This window comes from Romboutsia sp. 1001713B170207_170306_H8, assembly GCF_015550495.1.
GTDB lineage: Bacteria > Bacillota > Clostridia > Peptostreptococcales > Peptostreptococcaceae > Romboutsia_E.
In genome coordinates this window covers 790,950-813,304 of sequence record NZ_JADNAX010000001.1, presented here as the reverse complement: position 1 = coordinate 813,304, position 22,355 = coordinate 790,950, and the positions used below count along the sequence as shown (strand labels likewise).

Here is a 22,355-nt window from a genome sequence, read left to right as displayed (position 1 = left end):
TTATAGATTTGGGTATTATTATGTTTTAAGCTAGTCTTTTCATATTTAATATTACTACTTATATATGAATTTAATATGTATTTTTTATGAAAACTTATTGAATTTCATAGATAAATTTTTAAAATTTAATAGTAAATATTACAGAATTATTCTTTCCATATATATTGTACTCAAATCCATGTCCACTTAATATAGTACTAACTATGTAAAGACCTAATCCACTACCTCCAGTTTTTCTATTTCTAGACTTTTCTATTCTATAAAATGGATTAAAAATTTCTTTAATATATTTTTTTTCTATAGTTACACCTGTATTTTCTACTTCTAAATAAGGCTTTATAGTTCTAGCACTTTTCTTTTTATAAAGTCTTATTATTAATTTTTCTCCACTTGGTGAATATTTTATAGCATTATTAATTATGTTATTAATTGCTCTAGTTATTTTTTCTTCATCTGCAATTACTGTAATATTTTCATCTATATTTAGTTCCATTTTTAAATTTTTTTCTTCAATTAAAAAAATTTGTCTTTTTACTAGCTTATCTAGAAGATTACTTAAGTTTATACTACTTAAATTTAAATCCTGCTTTAAATTTTCGGTTTTAGATATTTCAATCATCTCATTAACTAATTCTTTTAATTCCTGAGTACTTTCATATGATTTTCTAAGATAAGTATCTCTATCTTTATATTTTCCTATATTATAAATCATACCTTCTATTTGACCACTAATTATTGTTATTGGAGTCTTTAATTCATGAGATATAGTAGCTATAAAATCTCTTCTTTTTTGCTCTTGTTCTCTTTCACTTTCAATTATTTTTATAAGCGGTTTAGTTACTGTTGAAGAATATATAAATGCACCTATCATACCTATAAGTATTGCTACTAATAATATATATGGCATTATATTTCTAATTACAAGGCTTGCTTCATCAATGGGCTGTAATGGCATCATTACATCTAGCCTATATGGAACTTCAGAATCATTTGTAATTATATATCTATGTATACTATACTCTTTTAATTTATTATTTTTGCTTGTTTTTATATTATCTTTTCCGCTATAAATATCAATCCTTCTTAATGAAACTATTTTATTTGATCCATATATAAATTTTCCATTTTGCTCACTTAAAATTATAGATAGATTTTGATTATTTTCAAGATGCTCAAGATTTTCTTTTAATGCCTTTGTATCTCCATAAGCAGCATTTTTTATCAAAGTTGTTATTTCTTTATCTAGTGTTTCTATTTTATATTTATGATAATACACAGGCAACCAATTATAAAGTATTAAATATATTATTAAAGCTAAGGCCACAAGAAGACCACTAGTTATAAGAAATAACTTATATTTAATGCTTATTTTCTCCCATCTATTTAATATCTTTTTCAAGAGTATATCCTATCCCTTTTACAGTTTTTATATATGGTAATTCTATTTTTTTTCTTATATTTTTTATATGTGCATCAACTATTCTTGTATCACCATAATAATCATATCCCCATATACTATCTAATAAGCTTTCTCTGGTTATGACTTGAGGATATTTTTCCACTAAGCTTTTTAATATATTAAATTCTTTTAAAGTTAACTCTACTATATTTCCATCTACATTCACCGTATATGTATTCAAGTCTAGTTTTAATTTTTCAAAATCTAAACAGTCACTATTTTCTATGGAACTATTACTTCTTCTTAAAACTGCTTGTACTCTTTTTATTAATAAATTAAATGAAAAAGGCTTGGTTATATAATCATCACATTCTAGTTCAAATCCCTTTAACTCATCATTCTCTTGATTTAAAGCTGTTAAAAATATTATTGGTACATTAGATGTCTTTCTTATCATCTTACAAGCTGAGTATCCATCTAAATTTGGCATCATTATATCTAATATGATTAAATCATAATTATTTTTCTTAAAAAGCTGAATTCCTTCTAGTCCATCACTTGCATAATCTACTTTATAGTCCTCTGCCCTTAGGAATTCAACTATAAGTTCTTGTATATTTGCATCATCTTCTACTACTAATATAGATGCGCTCATTAGATCACTCCTATCATTTATTGTTTTGTATATTTATATTTTAGCCTACATATATGAATTTAATATGAAAAGTTTGATTAAAAATTATTTTCTACAGATATAAGCGTGAAAGTAATAAAAGCTTAGACTTTAGAACTTTATACATTATTACATAAGACATCAAAAAGTTTCATTATTGGCTCTTTTAATAGTAAAATTACTGTGCAATTTATTAACTTTCCTACAATTATTATTTATCCCCCCCCTTTAAATAAATCTAAATTTAAATATATAAAAAACCATTATGTATAATGTTAATTCTTATATACATAATGGTTTGTAATTTTTTAGAATTTAATAACTTTTTAGCATTATCTATTTATTAAATTTAAATCCTTTTAATCTAAGTGCATTTGTAACTACTGATACAGAGCTTAAACTCATAGCCGCTGCTGCTATCATAGGATTTAAGAGTGGTCCTCCAAATATATATAAAAAGCCTGCAGCTACTGGAATTCCAACTGTATTATATCCAAATGCCCAAAATAAGTTTTGTTTTATATTTTTTATAGTTGCATTACTTAATTTTATTGCATTAGGCACATCCATTAAATCACTTTTCATAAGAACTATATCTGCAGATTCCATAGCTACATCCGTACCACTACCTATAGCTATACCTATATCTGCCTTTGCTAATGCTGGTGCATCGTTTATACCATCTCCTACCATGGCTACAAACTTACCTTCATTTTGTAACTTTTCAACTTCTTTAGATTTATCTTCTGGTAAAACTTCTGCTAAAACTATATCTATGCCAACTTGAGATGATATTGCTTGTGCTGTTTTCTTATTATCTCCCGTAACCATAGCAACTTTTATTCCCATATTGTGTAATGTTTCTATAGCTTTTTTACTACTTTCTTTTACAACATCTGCTACAGCAATTATTCCACCAATGGAATTATCTATTGATATATACATTGGAGTTTTACCTTCACTTGCTAATTTATCAGATTCATTTTCTAAACTACATAGATCAATTTTATTTTCAACCATAAGTTTTTTATTTCCAAGCAATATAGATTTATTATCTATTACAACTTCTATACCATGGCCCGGTATAGCTTTAAATTCTTGTATATTTTTAAACTCTAAGCTTTTCTCTTCTCCAAACCTAACTATAGCTTCTCCTAATGGATGTTCTGAATTTTTTTCTGCACTTGCTGCTAAACTTAATAAGTAGTCTTCATCTATATTATTAGAAGTTATTATATCAGTAACCCTAGGCTTACCTTCTGTTATTGTTCCTGTTTTATCAAATATTATTGTATCAATTTTATGTGCAAGTTCTAGTGCTTCTCCACCTTTTATAAGTATTCCATTTTCAGCACCTTTTCCTGTTCCAACCATTATAGCAGTTGGAGTTGCAAGGCCTAGTGCACAAGGACAAGCTATAACAAGTACTGATATAAATATAGTAAGTACAAATACTAAGTCTTTTCCTCCAAATATCCACCATGCTAATGCAGAAACTACTGCTATAGTCATTACTATAGGAACAAAATATCCTGATACTGTATCTGCAAGTTTTGCTATTGGAGCTTTAGTACCTTGGGCATCTTCTACTAATTTTACTATTTGAGCTAAAGCTGTATCGCTTCCAACCTTTTCTGCTTTAAATTTAATACTACCATTTTTATTTATACTTGCTCCAGTAACTTTAGAACCTATAGTTTTTTCTACAGGTATACTTTCTCCTGTTAACATTGATTCATCTACTGAAGTACTTCCTTCTATTACTATACCATCTACGGGTATCTTTTCACCTGGTTTTACTAATATTATATCTCCAACCATAACTTCATCAATTGGAGTTTCAACTTCATTTCCATTTATTATTAATATTGCAGTTTTAGGTTGAAGACCCATAAGCTTTTTAATTGCTTCTGATGTTTTACCTTTTGATCTTGATTCAAAATATTTACCAAGTAATATAAGTGCTATTATTATACCCGCACTTTCATAGTAAAGTTGATGATGGTGCATACCTACTATACTACCATTAGCTATTTGAATAGTTGTATATAAACTGTATAAAAACGCTGCACTTGTACCTATTGCAACTAATGTATCCATATTAGGACTTTTTGCAAACAAAGACTTAAATCCATGTATATAAAACTTATATCCGGCACCCATAACTGGTAATACTAATAATAATTGTATTAGTGCATAATTTAAAGTATGAGTCATAGGATTTAATATTCTTGGTAATGGCCATGGTCCTATAGGCTTTGGTATCATAGGACCCATTGCTATATAAAATAAAGGTATAGCAAATACAGTTGCTATTATAAACTTAGTAAATAAAGTCTTCATCTCTTTCTCTTTTTTTAGTTTATCCTCATCTATATTTAAACTTTTTTCTTCCTCAATTGGTTTATACCCAGCCTTTTCTATAGCTCCTTTTATTTGAGATAACTTTACTAAAGATGGGTTATAGATTATTGTTGCTTTATCTGTAGCTATATTTACATTTATAGATTGTATTCCATCAAACTTCTTAACTACTCTTTCTACAGCTTTAGCACATGATGCACAAGTCATTCCTTCAATCTTCATTTCTATAGACTTGTTATCTTCTTCAACGTCAACTCCATACCCTGCTTTTTCTATTACCCCTTTAATTGTATCAAAGCTTACTTTAGAATTATCGTAAACTATATTTAATTTCTCTGTAGCTATGTTTACACTTTGCTCTTCTACACCGTCTAACTTTCTAACTACTCTTTCTACAGCTTTAGCACATGCTGCACAGGTCATACCTGTTATTTTATACGTTTCATTTATTTTATTTGAACTCATATCAATCTTCCTTTCTATTTATTTTATAATTATTATATACCCCTTAAGGGTATATTAAATCATTTTTTCTCAAAAATCAATTAAAAATTTTTATTCTATATAATTTTTCCCATTTAGGTTGTTTTTACTTGCTTTATTACATAAAAAAAGCACACCTTATTTTGATGTACTTTTTATATCTTATAATTTTGATATTAATTTTTGTATTAATTGTTTTTTTAATTCTTGCATCATTTCATTATTAGAATTGCTAGTAGCCTTTTGTGTAGATTTCTTTCCATTCTTACCTGAAGATGATTTTTTCTTTCTAGACATATACAACCCTCCATATTTATATTTCTTATTATATAAATATGATTTTTGATGACCTAAGTTGACAAAAACTAAGGTTTTAATAATTATAGTTTTAGATTTATAGTAAATATTATAATTTATTACTTTTTATACATCTTTTCAGGCTCATATATTATTTTAAAACATTTACTAAATTTTTAAATAAATCTTTATTATCTTTTATTTCTTTTTCATTACCAACAACTGCTAAATAATCCTTATTCATAACTTTATCAACTATTTCTGAATAAGATTTTATATCCTCAACCTTAGTATTTAAAACTTCTTCTCTTTCTTTCTTTCGATCAGCATTAGTAATATTTCTAATAAACATTGAAGTTGCTTTCATTCCTTTATAATAAGGCATAAGTGGCGTATCTAAATTACTGATTGTTCCTATTATATATTTTGTCATTTCTCTATCAGATATATCAAAGTTTTCTAAATAGTTTCCTGCACCTTCATAAGCATTAAGAGTATTTACTAAGTTAGGATCTCTATAAGATACAAATATCATGCTTCCTTCTCTATTTATATTACTCATAGCCCCATATGCTCCACCTTTTACTCTGACATTATTCCAAAGATAATCATATCCAAGTATAGTTTTTAGTACTAGCATACTACCACTATAATCATACCCTAATTCTTTATAGTTATATCCTTTAGCAACATACTGTACATTTGCAGGAGTCATCAATCCTTCATTTTTTTGCTTATTTACAAATTTATACTCATAAGCTTCTAGTTTTTCATTACTTAATATATTGGTTAATCTATCTAAATTTTCTTTTAATAGATTTACTTCTTTCTCTTCTCCTGTAATTGATACAGTTAAGTTATTTTTATTAAATATAGTTTTTTGAAGTTCATATAATTTTTCTTTAAGATTATCAAACTCACTATCAAAGTTTTTCTCTATATTCTTTAAAAATTCATAATAATCATATCCTGATATTTTTTCTAAATAAGATGCAGTTGGAGAGAAATATGATGTAAGTCTAGCATTAGCTACTTGATGACCAGCTTGCATTAGATTCATCTCTATTCTAGAAATTAGTTCTCTTATAATTTCTCTTATTCTTTTACTATCTTCAAATAGTGTATTTTCTATTATATCAGATAGTATATCTATTGACTTTCTACACTTATCGTCCATTACTTTAATATGAGCCTCTATGAATGGATAAAATTTATTTATATCCTTATCATTTGAATATACTACGTTTTTGAAGAATAAATCTCCTGTGTTTATAAGTATTTCATTTGATAATTCTTTATAATCATAAGTTTTAGTATCTACCTTAGTAAGTAAGTTACCTAATAAGCTAAAATATGGTATATCTTCTTCTTTAATACATTTTGCATAAAACATAAAATTTAAGTAAGCTATATTGCTAGTAAATGATCTAAAATGAAGTAAGTCTATATCATTATACTTACTTTCTTCTATACTTAAATCTTCTACCTCTTTTCCTATATCCTCTATAGATAACATTGGTATGGTCTCTAGGACTTCTGGTAAGTCAGGTGTACTCTGACGTAGTATTAAACTTTGTGTTTCTTCAACTATTTTATCTAATTCTTCATCATTTAATCTCTCTTTATATAATTTAAGCTTTGCTTTTAATTCTTCATCTTCTTTTTCAGCTAACCCTTTTTCTGGCTTTAGTACAAGTAAAGAAGAATGATTATTATCTAAAATATATTTTTGTATAAGATTTTCGAAATAGTTACTTGTAAGTGCCTTTTTTACATTTTCTATAGCCTTTTCATATTTTATATGCATAAGTGGATCTCCACCATAAAGCCATGTATCCATAGCATTCATATAATATATAAGACCTTTTGGATAACTTCCTGTATCGCCTTCTCTTAGTTTAAATTCAAATACATTTATACAACCTTCTATTAATTTTTTATCTATACCGTTTTTCACAAGATCATTAAGTGTATCATATACAATTCTTTTAAATTCTTCTTTTTTATCTATATCACTATTTTTAACGATTATACTAAATACTGGTTGTAATATCCCATTATCAAAACTACCAAATACATCTTTTCCTATCTCTGCATCTATTAATGCTTTTTTAAGTGGTGCACCTTCTGTTTCTAATAATAAATATTCTAATATATTTAATCCTGTATAAACATCATCATCTGTAGACCTACCTGTTACATAATTTAATGCTAAGTAAGTTTTTTCTTTATCATCATCTTCCATGGATATAGAGTATGAGTAATTTACTTCTTTCATTTCATTATAAGCATCTTGTGGTTTTATATCTGCATCAACTTCTATCTTATCAAATTTAGATAAGTAATTATCATTTATAAACTCCAGTTGTTTTTCTAAGTTTCCATCTCCATATAAGAAAATATAGCTATTCGATGGATGATAGTACTTTTTATGAGTATCTATAAACTGTTCGTAAGTTAAATCTGGTATATTCTTAGGATCTCCTCCTGACTCGTTATAGTAAGTGTTATCAGGGAACAATGTTTGTTGTATTCTTCTTAAAAGTATACCTTCTGGAGAAGAAAATGCCCCTTTCATTTCATTATAAACTACGCCTTTATAAGTTAAATCCTCATCTTTATTCTCAAGATCATAATGCCAACCTTCTTGCATTAAAATTTCCTTAGTGTTATATATATTAGGGAAAAATACAGCATCTAAATAAACATCCATTAAGTTAAAGAAATCTTTATCATTTTGACTTGCTATTGGATATATTGTTTTATCAGGATAAGTCATAGCATTTAAAAATGTATTCAAAGATCCTTTTACTAGTTCTACAAATGGTTCTTTTGTAGGGAATTTTCTTGATCCACATAACACACTATGTTCTAATATATGCATAACTCCAGTACTATCATTAGGAGGAGTCTTAAATCCTATTGCAAAGACTTTATTACTATCATCATTTTCCATATGTAAAAGTCTTGCTCCTGTTTTTTCATGTTCAAATATTTTAGCTTTTGAATTAACTTCTTCTATATATTCTTCACTCTTTAAAATGAAACCATTATATAATTTACCTATTTTATATTCCATTTTTACCTCCTATTTTTCTTTGTATATATATTTTCCTATATTTATATTATAGTTATACCCTATTTTTTGGTAAACCTTAAATATTTATTTTTTATTCTTATATAATATTTATTTTTAAATTTACAATTGTATCAGTACAATATTTATTGTTTTCTATTTTGTAATTCAATATAATTAAGTTATTAAATTTATTTATAAATTCGGAGGTTATTATGAACAATAAAACAAAAAAAATAGTACTAAATGGACTTATGATAGCCTTAGTTTGCATATCTACAATGGCTATACAAATACCTGTTCCAGGAACTCATGGTTATGTTAATATAGGTGATTCAATTATATTTGTTACTTCAATTTTATTTGGCCCTATATCTGGATTTTTAGCTGGAGGTATGGGTTCCGCTTTTGCAGACATTTTAAGTGGTTATACACATTGGGCTTTATTTACATTTATTATAAAAGGACTTGAAGGATATATAGTTGGAATGTTAGCAAAAAAAGGTGATACAATTTTTAAAAATGTATCATCAACTATTATAGGTGCAATAATTATGGTATTAGGATACTTTATAGCTGGAGCATTTTTAGAAGGAAGTTTTGCGGTTTCATCAACATCTATACCATCAAACTCCATACAAGGAATTGTAAGTATAATTGTATCACTTCCAATATATCAGTCTTTGAGCAATATAAACTATATAAAATCTTTAAAAAAACATAGTCAAATATAAAAAGTCTATCTGATACTTTTATTATTAATATAGTATCAGATAGACTTTTTATATTTGAGAACCTATAATTGTGTCTACTATATTATTCAAATTTCCTCTTACTTTAAAATTAGTGTATATTGGTATCATGAAATTTACTTTTGATCTCATATCGCTACCTTCTTTTTGTATACTACTAGTTAAGTTAATAAATTTGTTTAAAAAATCTTTATCTTCATTACTTAAATCATTTACATCCTTAAGTAAAATAGCATTTAATTTATCAGATATATTAATCATAGTTCCATCTACTTTACTAAGGTATTTTCTTAATAATACTGTATTTAAAGTATAATTTCTAGAATTTATCATAAATCCTCTTAAATCATCCCAATGCTCTTTTGCATTATAAATAGCTTTGTTTTTACTTTCATTTTCTTTGCTTCCATTTACGACTTCACTCAAATCAGAGTTGTAATCAGCTACATTCACCAAACATTGAGACTGATAATTAAAAACATCTTTTAAATTTTTAGATAAAGAAATATTTAAAATTACAGACATTAAAAGCAATAATATAATTAATACATATATAACATTATTTTTTATCTTACTCATATGATTATCTCCTAAAAAAAATGTTAGTATTATTTTATATTATGCCAATTTAAAGTTAATATTATTTTCATCCTAATAAAAATTTTAATACTATCTTCCCATTCCTATTATCATTCCTATTGCATATGGTACTAGCCATATAACCCAAACAACTATACTAAATTTGTGGAAGGTAGCTTTTCTTTTTTCATCATTCTTAACTAAAACATAAGTTGCCCAAAGTGCATGAAATAACATTAATACGATTGCTAAAAATCCTGTTAAACCATGTAATGTTTGAGTTGCCACATCACCTATAGCCATTCCAGATTTAGCTATTTTACTCATAATCATAGTTCCTGTTGTATCACATATTAATCCTAACCAAAATAAAATTAAATGAGTTTTATTAAGACTCTTTGATCTTCTCTCTCCAAATACACCTATTGTATAAAATACTAAAGCTAAAGTTATTGTAACTATTGCAAATATTAAAGTACTATTCATCTTTTATTCTCCTTTTAATTTATTTCTTAATTTAATTAAACTTTCTTTCGTTTCTTTTACTTCTTCATCAGTAAAATTTTCAAATATTTTATCAAAACTCCTATTTATATCATGTCTAAAGTTTTTAGCGTATTCTAATCCTTTATTTGAAAACTCTATATAAGTATTTCTTTTGTCATTTTCTAGTTTAAATTTTTTAACATAATCAGCCGCTTCTAATCTACTGACTATACCTGATACGGTTCCTTTTGCTAATGACATCTCTTTACATAATTCTGATATCGTAATCTTTCCTTTATGAGCTATTAACTTTATAACCATAGTTTGCTGATGTGTAAGACTACTTTCTTTTAAATTATCATTTACAATCTCTATGGTACTTGCATATATTTCTTTTATCAACATTGCTATTTCAAATGAATCGTATTTCACTTAAATGTACTCTCCCTATCATTAATTATTGTATTTTAATTTAGTATTTTCAAAGTTAAAACAATTTATTAAAAAAAGCACACCAGATGTAAATAATGCACCTCCAAGGCCCATATAAAAACTGCCTAAATAAACTGGATTAAATATATTTAAACTTCTTATTGTAATTCCAAAAAACATCATACATCCCATTATTATATAACTTTTCTTATCAAAAAAGGCAAATATACATCTTCTTTCTGACTCGTGACTTAAAATTCTTTTAATATGTTTTTTCAACATCTTACTAAAAATAAAGTTAAAGAATAAATAATAAACTACTATAGCTATTCCTAAAATTATTATTATATTTGCATTATTGTTATTTACATCTATTTGACCTAGTGTGAATACTCTAAATCCTGCTACTAACCATACTAATCCTGCTACTAATAATAGTGTTTTTTTATTTGCTTTTATTATGTTACCCATTTTATGACCTCCCAACTTAGTTCTTATGCAAACCGATTAGTTTCTATGCAAACTATTTTATTACTATAAATCATTTTTGTCAATAAAATTATTATAATAATATTTACTATAAAAAAATAAGTTATCTCATTTACTTAGAGATAACTTATTTTTTTATCTTATAACTATACCCATTAATTTTGTTAAGTCTAAAGCTTGTTCTACAGAAAAAACTCCTCCTTGAACATCTTTTAGCCTTAATTCTATACCATCTATATTACTAGTTGTAAAATCTACATCATTTAAGGATATTCCTGTAAATACAGTTTTTATTAAATTTGAATTTTCTAGATACATACCTTCATTTTCGACCTCTTGAAAGACAGAATAACTAAAATCCGAATTAATAATATTAATTCCTTTAAATTTTGAAAATGCTAAATTCAAATATCTTCCCATAGTTTCTTTAAAAACTACACTTTTTAAAATACAATCATTAAATAAACTTCCTACTAATTTACAATTTATAAATTCAACTCTATATATTCCACTGTTTGAAAAATCTATATTAGATAAATCACAATTTTCAAATATAACATCTACCATATCAATTTTTCTAAAATCACAATTTTCAAAAACTACATTTCTAAATACACAGCCATTTAATCTAATACTTACTTCACTTATATCATGTATTTTATCATCCTCAATTAATGCATCCTCTACCGTTTCGTAATCAAATATTTTATCTAAAACTTCTTCACTTGTATATTTATACAGGTTATTTAAAATTTTAGGTTTTTGTATCTTTGTCTTCTTGTTCATTTCATCATCCAATCTTAATGTATTTTATAATATTTTACCATATAGACTATATTTAATAAGATAAAGCTTTTTCTATATTCTCACTTTCTAAACTCAATAACTTATCACTAGTTAACTTTATACCAATAGCACCTATAGGTGCTGTAATTAGCACACTTAATATTGCTATAGCCTGCATTATATCTCCACCTACTACTCCCATTTGCAAAGGTATATTAGCTTTAGCTGATTGCACAGTTGCTTTAGGTAGATAAGCTATAATACAAAATATTCTTTCTTTTTTATTTAGATTTGTACCTGTAAGAGCTAATAATACCCCTATTGACCTTATAAATAGAGAAATACTTAGAATAACTACTCCACCAAAGAAGTATTTTCCAACTACATTTGGATTAATTGCCATTCCAACAAAAGTAAATAAATATAATTTACCTATTCTCCAAATAGAGTTCATACTATTTAAAATTACTTGAGAACTATCATTAGTATAATTTCTTATAAAAAATCCATAAATCATAACAGTTAATAATGAATTAAATATCTCAACATATAAACTTTTTTCTACAAGTCTCATTATTAAACATATAGCAAATGGTATTAATGATTTTATATATTTATTTTTAGACTTTTCTATTAATATCCTACTTAATTTAAAAACTATATATCCTACAAATAAACTAAATATAATTGTTAATGGTATACTGATAATTTGATTAAATATTGATATTTTTTCACCACTATTACTCTGAATATATATACCTAAGAATGTTGTAAATAAAGTTATCGCTATAGTATCATCTGCACTTGCACCAACTAATAGCATTTGTGGTATTGCTTTATCTTGACCTATTTTTCTCTCTATCAACGATACCATAGATGGTATTAATACTGCAGGGCTAACTGCAGCTATAATAAAACCTAAGATAGCTCCTTGTGTAAAAGTAAAATCTAAAAATATCATAGATAAATATGCTACAGCAAATCCTTCTAACGTTGCTGGTAGTATACTCAAAAGTAAAGCTGGTCTACCTATCCTTTTTATTTGAGATATATTTATTCCAAGACCTCCTATAAATAAAACTGTAACTAAAGCAATATCTTTTAATGTTGGCGATAAATTTAAGACTTCTTTTGGTACAAAATCAAAAAATGATGGCCCTATTAACATACCAACTATCATCATTCCTATAAGTGATGGTAGCTTTAATTTTTCAGCTACTTGACCACTAAAACTTGCTATAAACCCTATTATTACTAAACTTAATATTAAAAACATACACTCCTCCTATTTTCAAAAAAATAGACTCCTACCCTCAATTAGAGAGTAGGAGTCATTAGCTTTCGCACTTTAAGGCGAACTCCATCGCCGATTTAGTTATTATTACATTTAATTTTATCAGAATTATATATAATTGTAAATATTAACAAAATATAATTTATCGTAAGTTATATTTTATTAACTTTGACTGGAAGTATTATTGTAAAAGTACTCCCTTTATTTAATTCACTTTCTACAAAAATCTCTCCATTATGCATATCTATAATATGTTTAGTTATAGTAAGCCCTAAACCGCTTCCTCCCTTACTTTCAGAACTGTGATCTATAACTTGATTAAATCTATCAAATATATATTTTTGATTATCTACATCTATACCACTACCAGTATCTCTTACTGTTATCTTGATTTTTTCTTTTAAATCATATATTTTTACTTCTATTTTTCCTCCTGGTGGTGTAAACTTTCTAGCATTATCAATTAAATTAATTATACATCTTTCAATTTCTCTTCTATCACACTCTATAATTTTTTCTTCTATATGCGGATCTATAATTAATTCTATATTATTAGCTTCTATATAATCTTTCATATCTAGAGCTGCTTCTTCTACTATATATACTATATCCTCATCTCTTAAATCTATATGATAATTTCCATGTTCTACTTTAGATGTATCTATTATATTATTTATAAGATTAAGTAACCTTTTAGTGTTATTTCTCATCACATTTATATGGTAATCTAAGCGATCTCTTTCTATTCCATTTTTCCTTTTATTAAACTCTAATAACAGTTGTTGCGTACTAGATATTACATTTAAAGGCGTTCTTAATTCATGAGATAAATTTACAAAATAATTATTTTTATTACGTTCCAACTTTATTACTTTATCAAACAATTCCTTATTTTTATTCATCTCATTATTCAATTCTATAGTCCTATTTTTTACCAATCTATCTAATCTTTTTACTTTTGTTCTATTTATATAAATGGCAACTATTATTAATATTGTATAAATTATATAGGCAATAGGACTAAATAATATATGAGGTTTTACATAAAATGTAAAATTAGATTCATCACTAATTACACCATTATGATCTACTGCCCTTATCTTAAAAGTATATTCTCCATAGTTTAAATTTCTATATATTATTTTATTTCCATCTGATAAACTCCATTTTTCATCTATCCCGTCTATTTTATAAAAATATTTAGTATTATTAGTATCAGTATAGTCTGGTAAAAAGAATTTTATAGTTAAATTAGAATTATTAGAAAGTTTCATATTACTTATATCTGTATAACTTTTTCCATCTACTTCAAATTCTTCAAAAACAACTTTTGTATTACTATTTCCTTTTTTCATATCTTTTGGATTAAATGTATTAAATCCATTAATCCCACCAAACATTATTTCTCCGCCTTTATTTTTATAATAAGCACCTGCATTAAACTCATTGCTTTGAAGCCCATCCATAATACTATAATTAATAAATCTTTCACTTTTAGGGTTTAGTACAGAAATTCCATAATTAGTACTCATCCATAAGTTATTATTATCATCAGCTATTATAGAATATATATTATCATTACATAAACCATCTAATTCTGTATATTTTTTATATTCTTCAGTTTCTTTATTTATTCTATTAAGACCATAACTAGTTCCTACCCAGATGTAATTATCATCTTCATAAAAAGCATATATAGTTGTTGATCCTATATCTTCTTTATTCTCTCTATAAACATTTATTATATTTTTATTAATATCTAGTCTTATAGTATAACCTTGTTTAAATGTTCCAATTAAATAACTTCCATCTCTTAACTCATATATAGATTTGACATAATTATCTTCTATACCATATTTTTCAAATTTATCATTTAAACTTATTATTTTTTCAGTTTTTGTATCTAATATATTAACTCCACTAGGTGAGCCTATCCATAAATATCCTTTACTATCTAACATTAGCACTTTTATATTATTATTTAGTAACCCATTATCTTCACTATATTTTTTTATAGAGTAATCTTGCTTATCAATTCTATTTAGCCCATTTCTAGTAGCTACCCATACATAATCGTCTTCTCCAACTATAAAATTTATGCTACTATCTGATAAACCATCTTCTTGATCAATGACTTTAATAACATCTCTATTATTTCTAGATATTATATTTATTCCACCAGATTTTGTACCTACCCATAGATATCCATCATTATCTTCATATAATCCGTGAATTACATTATCATTTAATGATTTATCATTGTCTATTGAATTTTTATAATGTTCTACCTTATTATTAGGGTCAAATATATTTATTCCTGAGTAAGTACCGACCCAAATCAGTCCATTATTATCTTCCAGTATTCCAAATGTTTGATTATTTAATAAACTATATCTATCATATAACTTATTTTGATAAGTTATGAAGCTGTCACTTTCTTCTATATATTTTGATAATCCTTCATCTGTACATACCCATATAGTTCCACTTTTATCTCTTAATATATTTGTAACGTAACCGCCTTGAAGAGATGTTTCATCACCTTCAACATTTTGATATACAGTTATTTCATTTGTATTTATATTTATTTTATTTAATCCTTTACTTTCTGTTCCTACCCATACATATCCATTTCTATCACTATATACTTTATAAATACAATTTTCACTTATAGAGTTTTCATCTTCTGTGCTGTAAAATTTTTGTATTGTTTTTTCACTTACATCAATCTTATTTAAACCAAAATATGTTCCTATCCATATATCTTTATTCTCATCTTGAGCCAAACTGTATATATCTTGACATGTTAATGTATCTTCATCATCAAGTATTCTATCAAAACTATCTGTTTTGGGGTTATATAAATTTAATCCATTTTCAGTTCCAACTAACACCCTTCCATCATCAGTTACTAATATATCCGCTCCATTATTACTTGATAAATTACCATTATCTTTTCCTTCATAATAATTAGTAATTGTGTTATCTTTATTACTTATTTTACTTACTCCAGATATAGTTCCAACCCATATATTTCCATCTAAATCTTCTTTTATAGAAAAAATATAATTACTCGCTATGCTTGTCTTTGAATCTTTTCCATATTTATATACTTTAAAATTATATCCATCATATCTATTAAGACCATCATTAGTACCTATCCATATATATCCTTTACTGTCTTGGTATATTGACTCTGCCGTTGATTGAGATAAACCGTCTATCGTCGTTATGCTATTAAACTGAATATTATCATCATATGCATAAACATCTTTATACACAAAAAGTAATAATAAACAGAATATAATAGGGATTTTTAATAATTTCTTAATCATACTCATCTCCTAAAACACTTGATTTTATATATAAATATAGGGTAGCTACAAAGCCACCCTATATTATTTACTTAGAAAGGACTATATAATCTGCACTTATATTATCTTCTTCGAAAGTTGTTATATAACTTTCATTAGGAAATAGTTCTTTTAATTTATCTATTGATATAAAAGTATCTGCATCCTTAACTATCTCATTTACAAATGTTACATGTGCTTCGTCTGCAATATTCTTATCTAGTATTTGATTGTAGATAGATGCACCTCCTATTATATATACATCTCTATCTTCATTATCTAAATAATTTTTTAATTCATCAAAATTAGTAAATACTTTAGCACCTTCATAAGATTTTCCTGAAGTTGTAAGTACTATATTTTCTCTATTTGGTAAAGGCCTTACTGGTAGTGATTCCCATGTATTTCTTCCCATTACTACTATATTTCCTGATGTTAATTTTTTAAAGTTTTTTAAATCATCTTTTATATGAAATAAAAGGTCATTATCTCTTCCTATTGCACCATTTTTATCTACTGCTACTATAATTTTTATCATGTCTACCTCTCTTTATATTGCTAATTCAAATTTTAACTGAGGTTTAACACTCTCATATCCAACTAATTCAAAGTCATCTATTGTGAATGAGTAAAAATCAGTTTTTTCTGGATTTAATATTAACTTTGGTTGACAGTTAATAGGTTCTCTTTCTAACATTATTTTTGCATTTTCTTCATGTCTATCATATAAATGAAGATTTATTATATAATGAGTAAATTTACCTGGCTTTAGACCACAATGTCTAGCTACCATCATTAATAAGGCTGTGTACTGCATTCCATTAATATGACCTGCAACTATAAAATCAGAACTTCTTTGAGTTAATGACATGTCTAAATAGTCACCTCTAACAGTCCATATTGTTTCATATGCACAAGGCTTTAATCCGTCAGTTTCTTTAAAATCTTCTTCTTGCCATAAGTTCATTATATGTCTTCTTCCATAAGGATCCTTTTTTATTCCTTCTAAAAGATTATTCATAAGGTTATACTTTTTAACTGTTGCTCCATATCTTTGGCCAATAGTTCCAGGTCTGTCTTTACTTTCCCATTCGTCCCACCAATGTATATTATACTTATTTTTTAATATATCTAGACTACTAGTTTGATCTTGGTATATCCAAAGTATTTCTTTTATTGCATTTTTTATAGCAATTGGTCTTAGTGTTATTATTGGTAATTCACCTTTATCTATATCATAAGTATGTACTTGATGAGTTATAAAAGTACTATGAGCTGGTGCATGATCTGATGGATAGTACGGTCTTGGTCCTTTATCTTTAGTACCTTCTGCTAATATTGTTCTCATTGTATCTTTAAAAATTTTATCTGCTTTATTCATAATTTATACTACCTCCGATTAATATTCTTTTTTATTATATAATAAATACTGAATTTTATCATCGTTTTTTATATTATATAGATTATAATTTATAAAAACAAAAAAGAACAAATTAATTTGTTCTTTTTGTTCTTTTATAATGTAAGATAGACAATATTCAATTAATTACTTTTATTTTTAAGGAAGAAATATTTTATACTTACTATAATTACAAAATCTTTATACAGTATACGCGTTTTGCTTATATTCTTCTAAGTACTGTTTTACCATAAATAAATTTTCAAATATATATGAAGATTTCATTTTCATTTCTTCACTAGGTTCTATCATATCTGGAACATGTATTACGGTCATGCCTCCATTATATCCTGCTTCTATTCCAGCTGGTGAATCTTCTACAACCATACATTCTTCTGGTCTAAGCCCTAATTTTTTCGCAGCTTTTAAAAATATTTCTGGATTTGGCTTAGAATTTTCTACTTCATCTCCACATATAATACCATCAAAAACATTTTCTATTCCTGCACTTTCTAATCTCTTAATAGCTCTTTTCCTATTAGTTGATGTTGCTAATGCAATCTTATATTCATTTTCTTTCAAAAATCTTAGTAATTCATGTACTCCTAATTTAGATGGTGTTCCATTTAATTCTAAATATTCATTCATATATTTAGTTCTACATTCATAAATATCATCTAACGGAAATTCTATACCATAAGTTTGTCCCAGTACATTTCTTATACTTTCATTATTTCTTCCAATAATTGATGTATGTACATCCATATTATAGTTATACCCATACTTTTTAAATGCTTTAACCCAGCATTCAAATGATATTTTTTCTGTATCTATGAGTACTCCATCCATATCAAATATAATCCCCTTTATATTCTCCATTTTTCCCTCCATTTTAATATACTTACTTTGTATATTATCAGAATTACATGAATAAATCTATTAAATTATCTTTTGATAAGTTCTTAAGAATACTACTATCTTCTAAATTATTATCTATAACGTTATCAATTAAATCTTTTTTACTTTCTTGAAGGCCAACAACTCTCTCTTCAACAGTATCTTTTGCTATTAGTTTAACTACATCTACAACATTTTTTTGACCAATTCTATGTGCCCTATCACTAGCTTGATTTTCAACAGAAGGGTTCCACCAAGGATCAAAATGTATTACCATAGATGCACTTGTTAAGTTAAGTCCTGTTCCACCGGCTTTTAATGATATTAAAAATATTTTAATATTCTCATTTGCATTAAACTCATCAACTAATCTTATTCTATCTTTCGCATTAGTTTTTCCATCTAAGTAGCTATATGATATATTTTTTTCATTTAATTTGTCTTCTATTAAATTTAAAACCTTAGTAAACTGAGAAAATACAAGTATTTTTCTATCTTTATTTTCATCTATTATATTAAATAATATATCAATCTTAGAATTCTTGCCTTTATAATTTTTAACCATAATTTCTGGTGCCAATACTAACTGTCTAAGCTTTGTTAAATAAGAAAATATAGATATATTATCATTGCTAATTTCTTTTATCTTATTCTTTATTAGCTTTACAAATCCTATATAAGCTCTTTTATGTTCTTTTTCTAATTCAATATAATACTTATGTTCTATCTTATCTGGCAATTCTTTTATAACTTCAGTTTTAGTTCTTCTTAATATAAAAGGTTGTATCATTCTTTTTAGCTCTTCTCTATTTTTTTCATCATTTACAAATATATTTTTAAATCTTTCTTTAGAATAAAGATAATTAGGCATTATGAAATCAAATATAGACCATAACTCTATTAGATTATTTTCTATTGGAGTACCTGTAAGAGCAAACTTAATTTTTGCATTTACACCTTTTATAGTTTTAGAAATTATAGAATCTGGATTTTTTATATTTTGAGCTTCGTCTATAAAACAATAATCAAATTTAATACCTTTATATTGCTCTTGATCATTTCTATAAGTATTATAAGTTGTAAGTACTATATCATAGTCATTAGCCCTACTTATTATTTTTTCTCTTTCTGCCTTATTTCCATGAGCCAATCCTATATTTAAACTTGATGCAAACTTTTCAAATTCATTTTTCCAATTATGTATTAACGCAGTTGGAGTAATAACAATACTCTTTTTTTCCTTCTTATAAAGTAAAAACGATATTGCTTGTAATGTTTTACCCAGACCCATTTCATCAGCTAAAATTCCTCCAAATTCATAGTCTGATAAAGTATTTAAATAATCGAAACCTTTAATTTGATAATCTCTTAATTTTGCATTTAAATTAATTGGAATTTCATGTTTAAACTTAGATACTTTTTTGTATCGTTTAGAAATATTAGTTATATAATTCTTTCCAACTACAAAATCTATATTTTCTTTCTCTATTACATTTTCTAGATACATTGACTTATTATTTGGTATTTTCATATTATCAAAGTCAATATATATACCTAATGTATCTATAATTTTAAATACATTTATCAAGTCTTTATTTTTTAAATCTAAATAACTCCCCGTAGATAACCTGTGTAGTTTTTTATTTTCTTTATATGAATTAAAAATTCTTCTATATTCATTTTTATTTATTCCATCTATATCTAAATCTACACCTATATAACCACCTCTAGACTGACTTGTATTAAATGTCAAACTTGGATCTATTATATTATCAATATTTTCTTTATATGCAAAATCTTCTTTTTTATTTAAACTATCAGTGCCACTCAACACTGTTGCTACTATGTGCGAACAGATTTTAGGTTGACTATCTCTTGAAATAAAATCTTTACAGTCACAGCTATAGTTTAAAATCGCTCTAGTCTTGCTATTAATCATTATAATACTAGTATAACTTTTATTTGAATACTCATCTAAGACAGTTCCATAAAAAGTAAATATTCCTTCATCTTCTTTTGAATAACTATCTCTTACTAAATTTCTTTTATATGATGTAAAACCACTATTATATCTAGTTCTATCACTATTAAATTCTATTATATTTTTTATTATATTAATATCCATTTAATCACCACTCTTTCATTCTTATAATTATACAAAAATAAATTATTATTTACTAGACAATTAAATTTTTTAATGATACTATATATAGGCATATTTCATATGTGGGAGGGCGAGGGATACACAATAAAAAGGAAAGAGGCATGAATCAACAAACATTAACACTTCAACAAAACAATATCAAAACAGAGGTATTAGCTGGTATGACGACTTTTATATCAAGTGCTTATATCATAATGACTAATGCTCTCATACTATCAGATGCTGGTATCAGTTCAGATGCTGCTATGATAGCAACTATATTTACTTGTGCAGTCTCAACATTTTTAATGGGGCTAGTTTCAAACACACCATTTATAGTAGTACCTGGAATGGGTATTAACTCACTATTTACTTACACAATTGTAAATTCAATGGGACTTAACTGGCAATCTGCCTTAGCTGCAGTATTTGTAAGTGGCATAATTTTCACTATAATTGCAAGTACTAAAATAACACCAATACTTATGAAATCAATACCAAATAATTTAAAACATGCAATAACCGCTGGTGTAGGTTTCTTAATTTTATTCATAGGTCTTCAAAAAAGTGGACTTGTAATTAGTAATGAAAATACCTTAGTAGGTCTTGGAAACTTAGGTAGTAAAGAAGTTATCTTAACTTTAATAACTTTACTTATAATATTCATACTAGATTTGAGAAAAGTTAGTGGCGGTATACTTATAAGTATTCTTATTGGAACAGCATTAGCCATAATTATGAATATAACTTCATTAGATAATTTAGATTTTACTGCTTTCAATATAAACGAGTTTAAAAATGTATTTTTAAATTTATCATTTAGAGATATATTTACAGTACCATTTTTTATGGCTGTATTATCAATAACTGTGGTTATAGTATTTGAAAATATGGGTATTTTATATGGAATGTTAGGAACTTTAAATAAGGAAGAAAGCTTCCAAAGGACATTTGCTTTAGCTGGTATTTCAAACATGATTGCTGGTGTATTTGGTACAAGCCCAACTATAGTTGCTGCAGAAAACTTTTCTGGTATAAGCTCTGGAGGAAAAGGCAAAGTATCAGCTTTAACATCTGGAATATTATTTTTATTATCCTTATTTTTAATACCAGTATTAAAGCTTATACCAAACAGTGTTATAAGTTCCGTACTTATTTTTATAGGTATACTTATGATTCAAACTTTCTTTGATTTAGAAAAAGGAGATATTATAGAAACAATATCTATAGCTATTATTATTACAGTTATACCTCTTACTTATAATATAGTAAATGGTATAGCTTCAGGATTTATAATTTACACTATACTGAATATAGCTTCTAATCAATACAAGAAAGTTTCTCCTGCAATGTATATATTAACAGGTTTATTTTTATTAAACTTTATATTAAGCACATCAATGTAATTACTTCATTAATATAAAATAAAGGAGTGTCTGTTATTTACTATTGT

The 22,355-nt window shown here is 25.9% G+C and carries 18 protein-coding genes and 1 riboswitch; of the genes, 2 read left to right on the top strand and 16 right to left on the bottom strand.

Annotated elements, in window-relative coordinates:
• Window positions 1–118: 118 nt before the first annotated feature.
• The 5 genes from I2A66_RS03895 to I2A66_RS03880 form a co-directional block, all read right to left on the bottom strand.
• Entirely contained in the window at window positions 119–1,399 is a 1,281-nt protein-coding gene (locus I2A66_RS03895; RefSeq protein ID WP_122639916.1) for a sensor histidine kinase, read from the bottom strand.
• A complete protein-coding gene (locus I2A66_RS03890; RefSeq protein ID WP_122639917.1) occupies window positions 1,380–2,054 on the bottom strand; it encodes a response regulator transcription factor in 675 nt (224 codons plus the stop codon). The genes I2A66_RS03895 and I2A66_RS03890 overlap by 20 nt, the downstream gene beginning before the upstream one ends.
• A 354-nt stretch (window positions 2,055–2,408) precedes the next feature.
• Window positions 2,409–4,901 (bottom strand): heavy metal translocating P-type ATPase, encoded by a 2,493-nt coding sequence (locus I2A66_RS03885; RefSeq protein ID WP_147516606.1) that lies wholly within the window; start codon window positions 4,899–4,901, stop codon window positions 2,409–2,411.
• A 180-nt stretch (window positions 4,902–5,081) separates the two neighbouring features.
• Entirely contained in the window at window positions 5,082–5,216 is a 135-nt protein-coding gene (locus I2A66_RS17375; protein WP_279265847.1) for a hypothetical protein, read from the bottom strand.
• Between the two features lie 151 nt (window positions 5,217–5,367).
• The gene (locus tag I2A66_RS03880) at window positions 5,368–8,295 is read right to left on the bottom strand and encodes an insulinase family protein (protein ID WP_147516607.1); all 2,928 of its coding nucleotides are present in this window, start codon (window positions 8,293–8,295) and stop codon (window positions 5,368–5,370) included.
• A 212-nt stretch (window positions 8,296–8,507) separates the two neighbouring features.
• On the opposite strand from I2A66_RS03880, the gene I2A66_RS03875 reads away from it, so the two are divergent.
• Window positions 8,508–9,026 carry an ECF transporter S component gene (locus tag I2A66_RS03875; protein WP_122639920.1) on the top strand — a complete coding sequence of 173 codons (519 nt, stop codon included), beginning with the start codon at window positions 8,508–8,510 and terminating at the stop codon, window positions 9,024–9,026.
• Between the two features lie 48 nt (window positions 9,027–9,074).
• Here I2A66_RS03875 and I2A66_RS03870 read toward each other — a convergent pair whose 3' ends face one another.
• The 11 genes from I2A66_RS03870 to I2A66_RS03820 form a co-directional block, all read right to left on the bottom strand.
• Entirely contained in the window at window positions 9,075–9,623 is a 549-nt protein-coding gene (locus I2A66_RS03870; RefSeq protein WP_122639921.1) for a hypothetical protein, read from the bottom strand.
• Window positions 9,624–9,713: 90 nt separating this feature from the next.
• Window positions 9,714–10,109 carry an HsmA family protein gene (locus I2A66_RS03865; RefSeq protein ID WP_122639922.1) on the bottom strand — a complete coding sequence of 132 codons (396 nt, stop codon included), beginning with the start codon at window positions 10,107–10,109 and terminating at the stop codon, window positions 9,714–9,716.
• Between the two features lie 3 nt (window positions 10,110–10,112).
• Entirely contained in the window at window positions 10,113–10,541 is a 429-nt protein-coding gene (locus I2A66_RS03860) for a MarR family winged helix-turn-helix transcriptional regulator (protein ID WP_122639923.1), read from the bottom strand.
• A 21-nt stretch (window positions 10,542–10,562) separates the two neighbouring features.
• A complete protein-coding gene (locus I2A66_RS03855) occupies window positions 10,563–11,012 on the bottom strand; it encodes a hypothetical protein (protein WP_122639924.1) in 450 nt (149 codons plus the stop codon).
• 153 nt (window positions 11,013–11,165) lie between these two features.
• Window positions 11,166–11,816, bottom strand: a complete 651-nt coding sequence (locus tag I2A66_RS03850) for a pentapeptide repeat-containing protein (protein ID WP_147516608.1) — start codon at window positions 11,814–11,816, stop codon at window positions 11,166–11,168.
• Window positions 11,817–11,868: 52 nt separating this feature from the next.
• The gene (locus I2A66_RS03845; protein ID WP_122639926.1) at window positions 11,869–13,092 is read right to left on the bottom strand and encodes a cation:proton antiporter; all 1,224 of its coding nucleotides are present in this window, start codon (window positions 13,090–13,092) and stop codon (window positions 11,869–11,871) included.
• 42 nt (window positions 13,093–13,134) lie between these two features.
• Window positions 13,135–13,193: riboswitch (Fluoride riboswitch) on the bottom strand.
• Window positions 13,194–13,262: 69 nt separating this feature from the next.
• Window positions 13,263–16,445 (bottom strand): ligand-binding sensor domain-containing protein, encoded by a 3,183-nt coding sequence (locus tag I2A66_RS03840; RefSeq protein WP_243238636.1) that lies wholly within the window; start codon window positions 16,443–16,445, stop codon window positions 13,263–13,265.
• A gap of 67 nt (window positions 16,446–16,512) precedes the next feature.
• Complete coding sequence (locus tag I2A66_RS03835) at window positions 16,513–17,001, bottom strand: dihydrofolate reductase (RefSeq protein ID WP_122639927.1); 489 nt, start codon at window positions 16,999–17,001, stop codon at window positions 16,513–16,515.
• 12 nt (window positions 17,002–17,013) lie between these two features.
• Window positions 17,014–17,844 carry a thymidylate synthase gene (locus tag I2A66_RS03830; RefSeq protein ID WP_122639928.1) on the bottom strand — a complete coding sequence of 277 codons (831 nt, stop codon included), beginning with the start codon at window positions 17,842–17,844 and terminating at the stop codon, window positions 17,014–17,016.
• Window positions 17,845–18,063: 219 nt separating this feature from the next.
• On the bottom strand, window positions 18,064–18,741 hold the full coding sequence (locus tag I2A66_RS03825) for an HAD family hydrolase (RefSeq protein ID WP_122639929.1): 678 nt from the start codon (window positions 18,739–18,741) through the stop codon (window positions 18,064–18,066).
• Window positions 18,742–18,784: 43 nt separating this feature from the next.
• A complete protein-coding gene (locus I2A66_RS03820; protein ID WP_195250984.1) occupies window positions 18,785–20,884 on the bottom strand; it encodes a DEAD/DEAH box helicase in 2,100 nt (699 codons plus the stop codon).
• Between the two features lie 140 nt (window positions 20,885–21,024).
• Between I2A66_RS03820 and I2A66_RS03815 the strand changes: the two genes are divergently transcribed.
• Window positions 21,025–22,308 (top strand): NCS2 family permease, encoded by a 1,284-nt coding sequence (locus tag I2A66_RS03815; protein WP_195250982.1) that lies wholly within the window; start codon window positions 21,025–21,027, stop codon window positions 22,306–22,308.
• The last annotated feature ends 47 nt before the right edge of the window (window positions 22,309–22,355 follow it).

Excerpts from the sequence above, each read along its gene's own strand:
- I2A66_RS03855 (WP_122639924.1), bottom strand. The coding sequence starts at position 11,012 with ATGGGTAACATAATAAAAGCAAATAAAAAAACACTATTATTAGTAGCA.
- I2A66_RS03885 (WP_147516606.1), bottom strand. The coding sequence starts at position 4,901 with ATGAGTTCAAATAAAATAAATGAAACGTATAAAATAACAGGTATGACC.
- I2A66_RS03880 (WP_147516607.1), bottom strand. The coding sequence starts at position 8,295 with ATGGAATATAAAATAGGTAAATTATATAATGGTTTCATTTTAAAGAGT.
- I2A66_RS03820 (WP_195250984.1), bottom strand. The coding sequence starts at position 20,884 with ATGGATATTAATATAATAAAAAATATAATAGAATTTAATAGTGATAGA.
- I2A66_RS03875 (WP_122639920.1), top strand. The coding sequence starts at position 8,508 with ATGAACAATAAAACAAAAAAAATAGTACTAAATGGACTTATGATAGCC.
- I2A66_RS03865 (WP_122639922.1), bottom strand. The coding sequence starts at position 10,109 with ATGAATAGTACTTTAATATTTGCAATAGTTACAATAACTTTAGCTTTA.
- I2A66_RS03825 (WP_122639929.1), bottom strand. The coding sequence starts at position 18,741 with ATGGAGAATATAAAGGGGATTATATTTGATATGGATGGAGTACTCATA.
- I2A66_RS03815 (WP_195250982.1), top strand. The coding sequence starts at position 21,025 with ATGAATCAACAAACATTAACACTTCAACAAAACAATATCAAAACAGAG.
- I2A66_RS03840 (WP_243238636.1), bottom strand. The coding sequence starts at position 16,445 with ATGATTAAGAAATTATTAAAAATCCCTATTATATTCTGTTTATTATTA.
- I2A66_RS03890 (WP_122639917.1), bottom strand. The coding sequence starts at position 2,054 with ATGAGCGCATCTATATTAGTAGTAGAAGATGATGCAAATATACAAGAA.
- I2A66_RS03830 (WP_122639928.1), bottom strand. The coding sequence starts at position 17,844 with ATGAATAAAGCAGATAAAATTTTTAAAGATACAATGAGAACAATATTA.
- I2A66_RS03850 (WP_147516608.1), bottom strand. The coding sequence starts at position 11,816 with ATGAACAAGAAGACAAAGATACAAAAACCTAAAATTTTAAATAACCTG.
- I2A66_RS17375 (WP_279265847.1), bottom strand. The coding sequence starts at position 5,216 with ATGTCTAGAAAGAAAAAATCATCTTCAGGTAAGAATGGAAAGAAATCT.
- I2A66_RS03845 (WP_122639926.1), bottom strand. The coding sequence starts at position 13,092 with ATGTTTTTAATATTAAGTTTAGTAATAATAGGGTTTATAGCAAGTTTT.
- I2A66_RS03870 (WP_122639921.1), bottom strand. The coding sequence starts at position 9,623 with ATGAGTAAGATAAAAAATAATGTTATATATGTATTAATTATATTATTG.
- I2A66_RS03835 (WP_122639927.1), bottom strand. The coding sequence starts at position 17,001 with ATGATAAAAATTATAGTAGCAGTAGATAAAAATGGTGCAATAGGAAGA.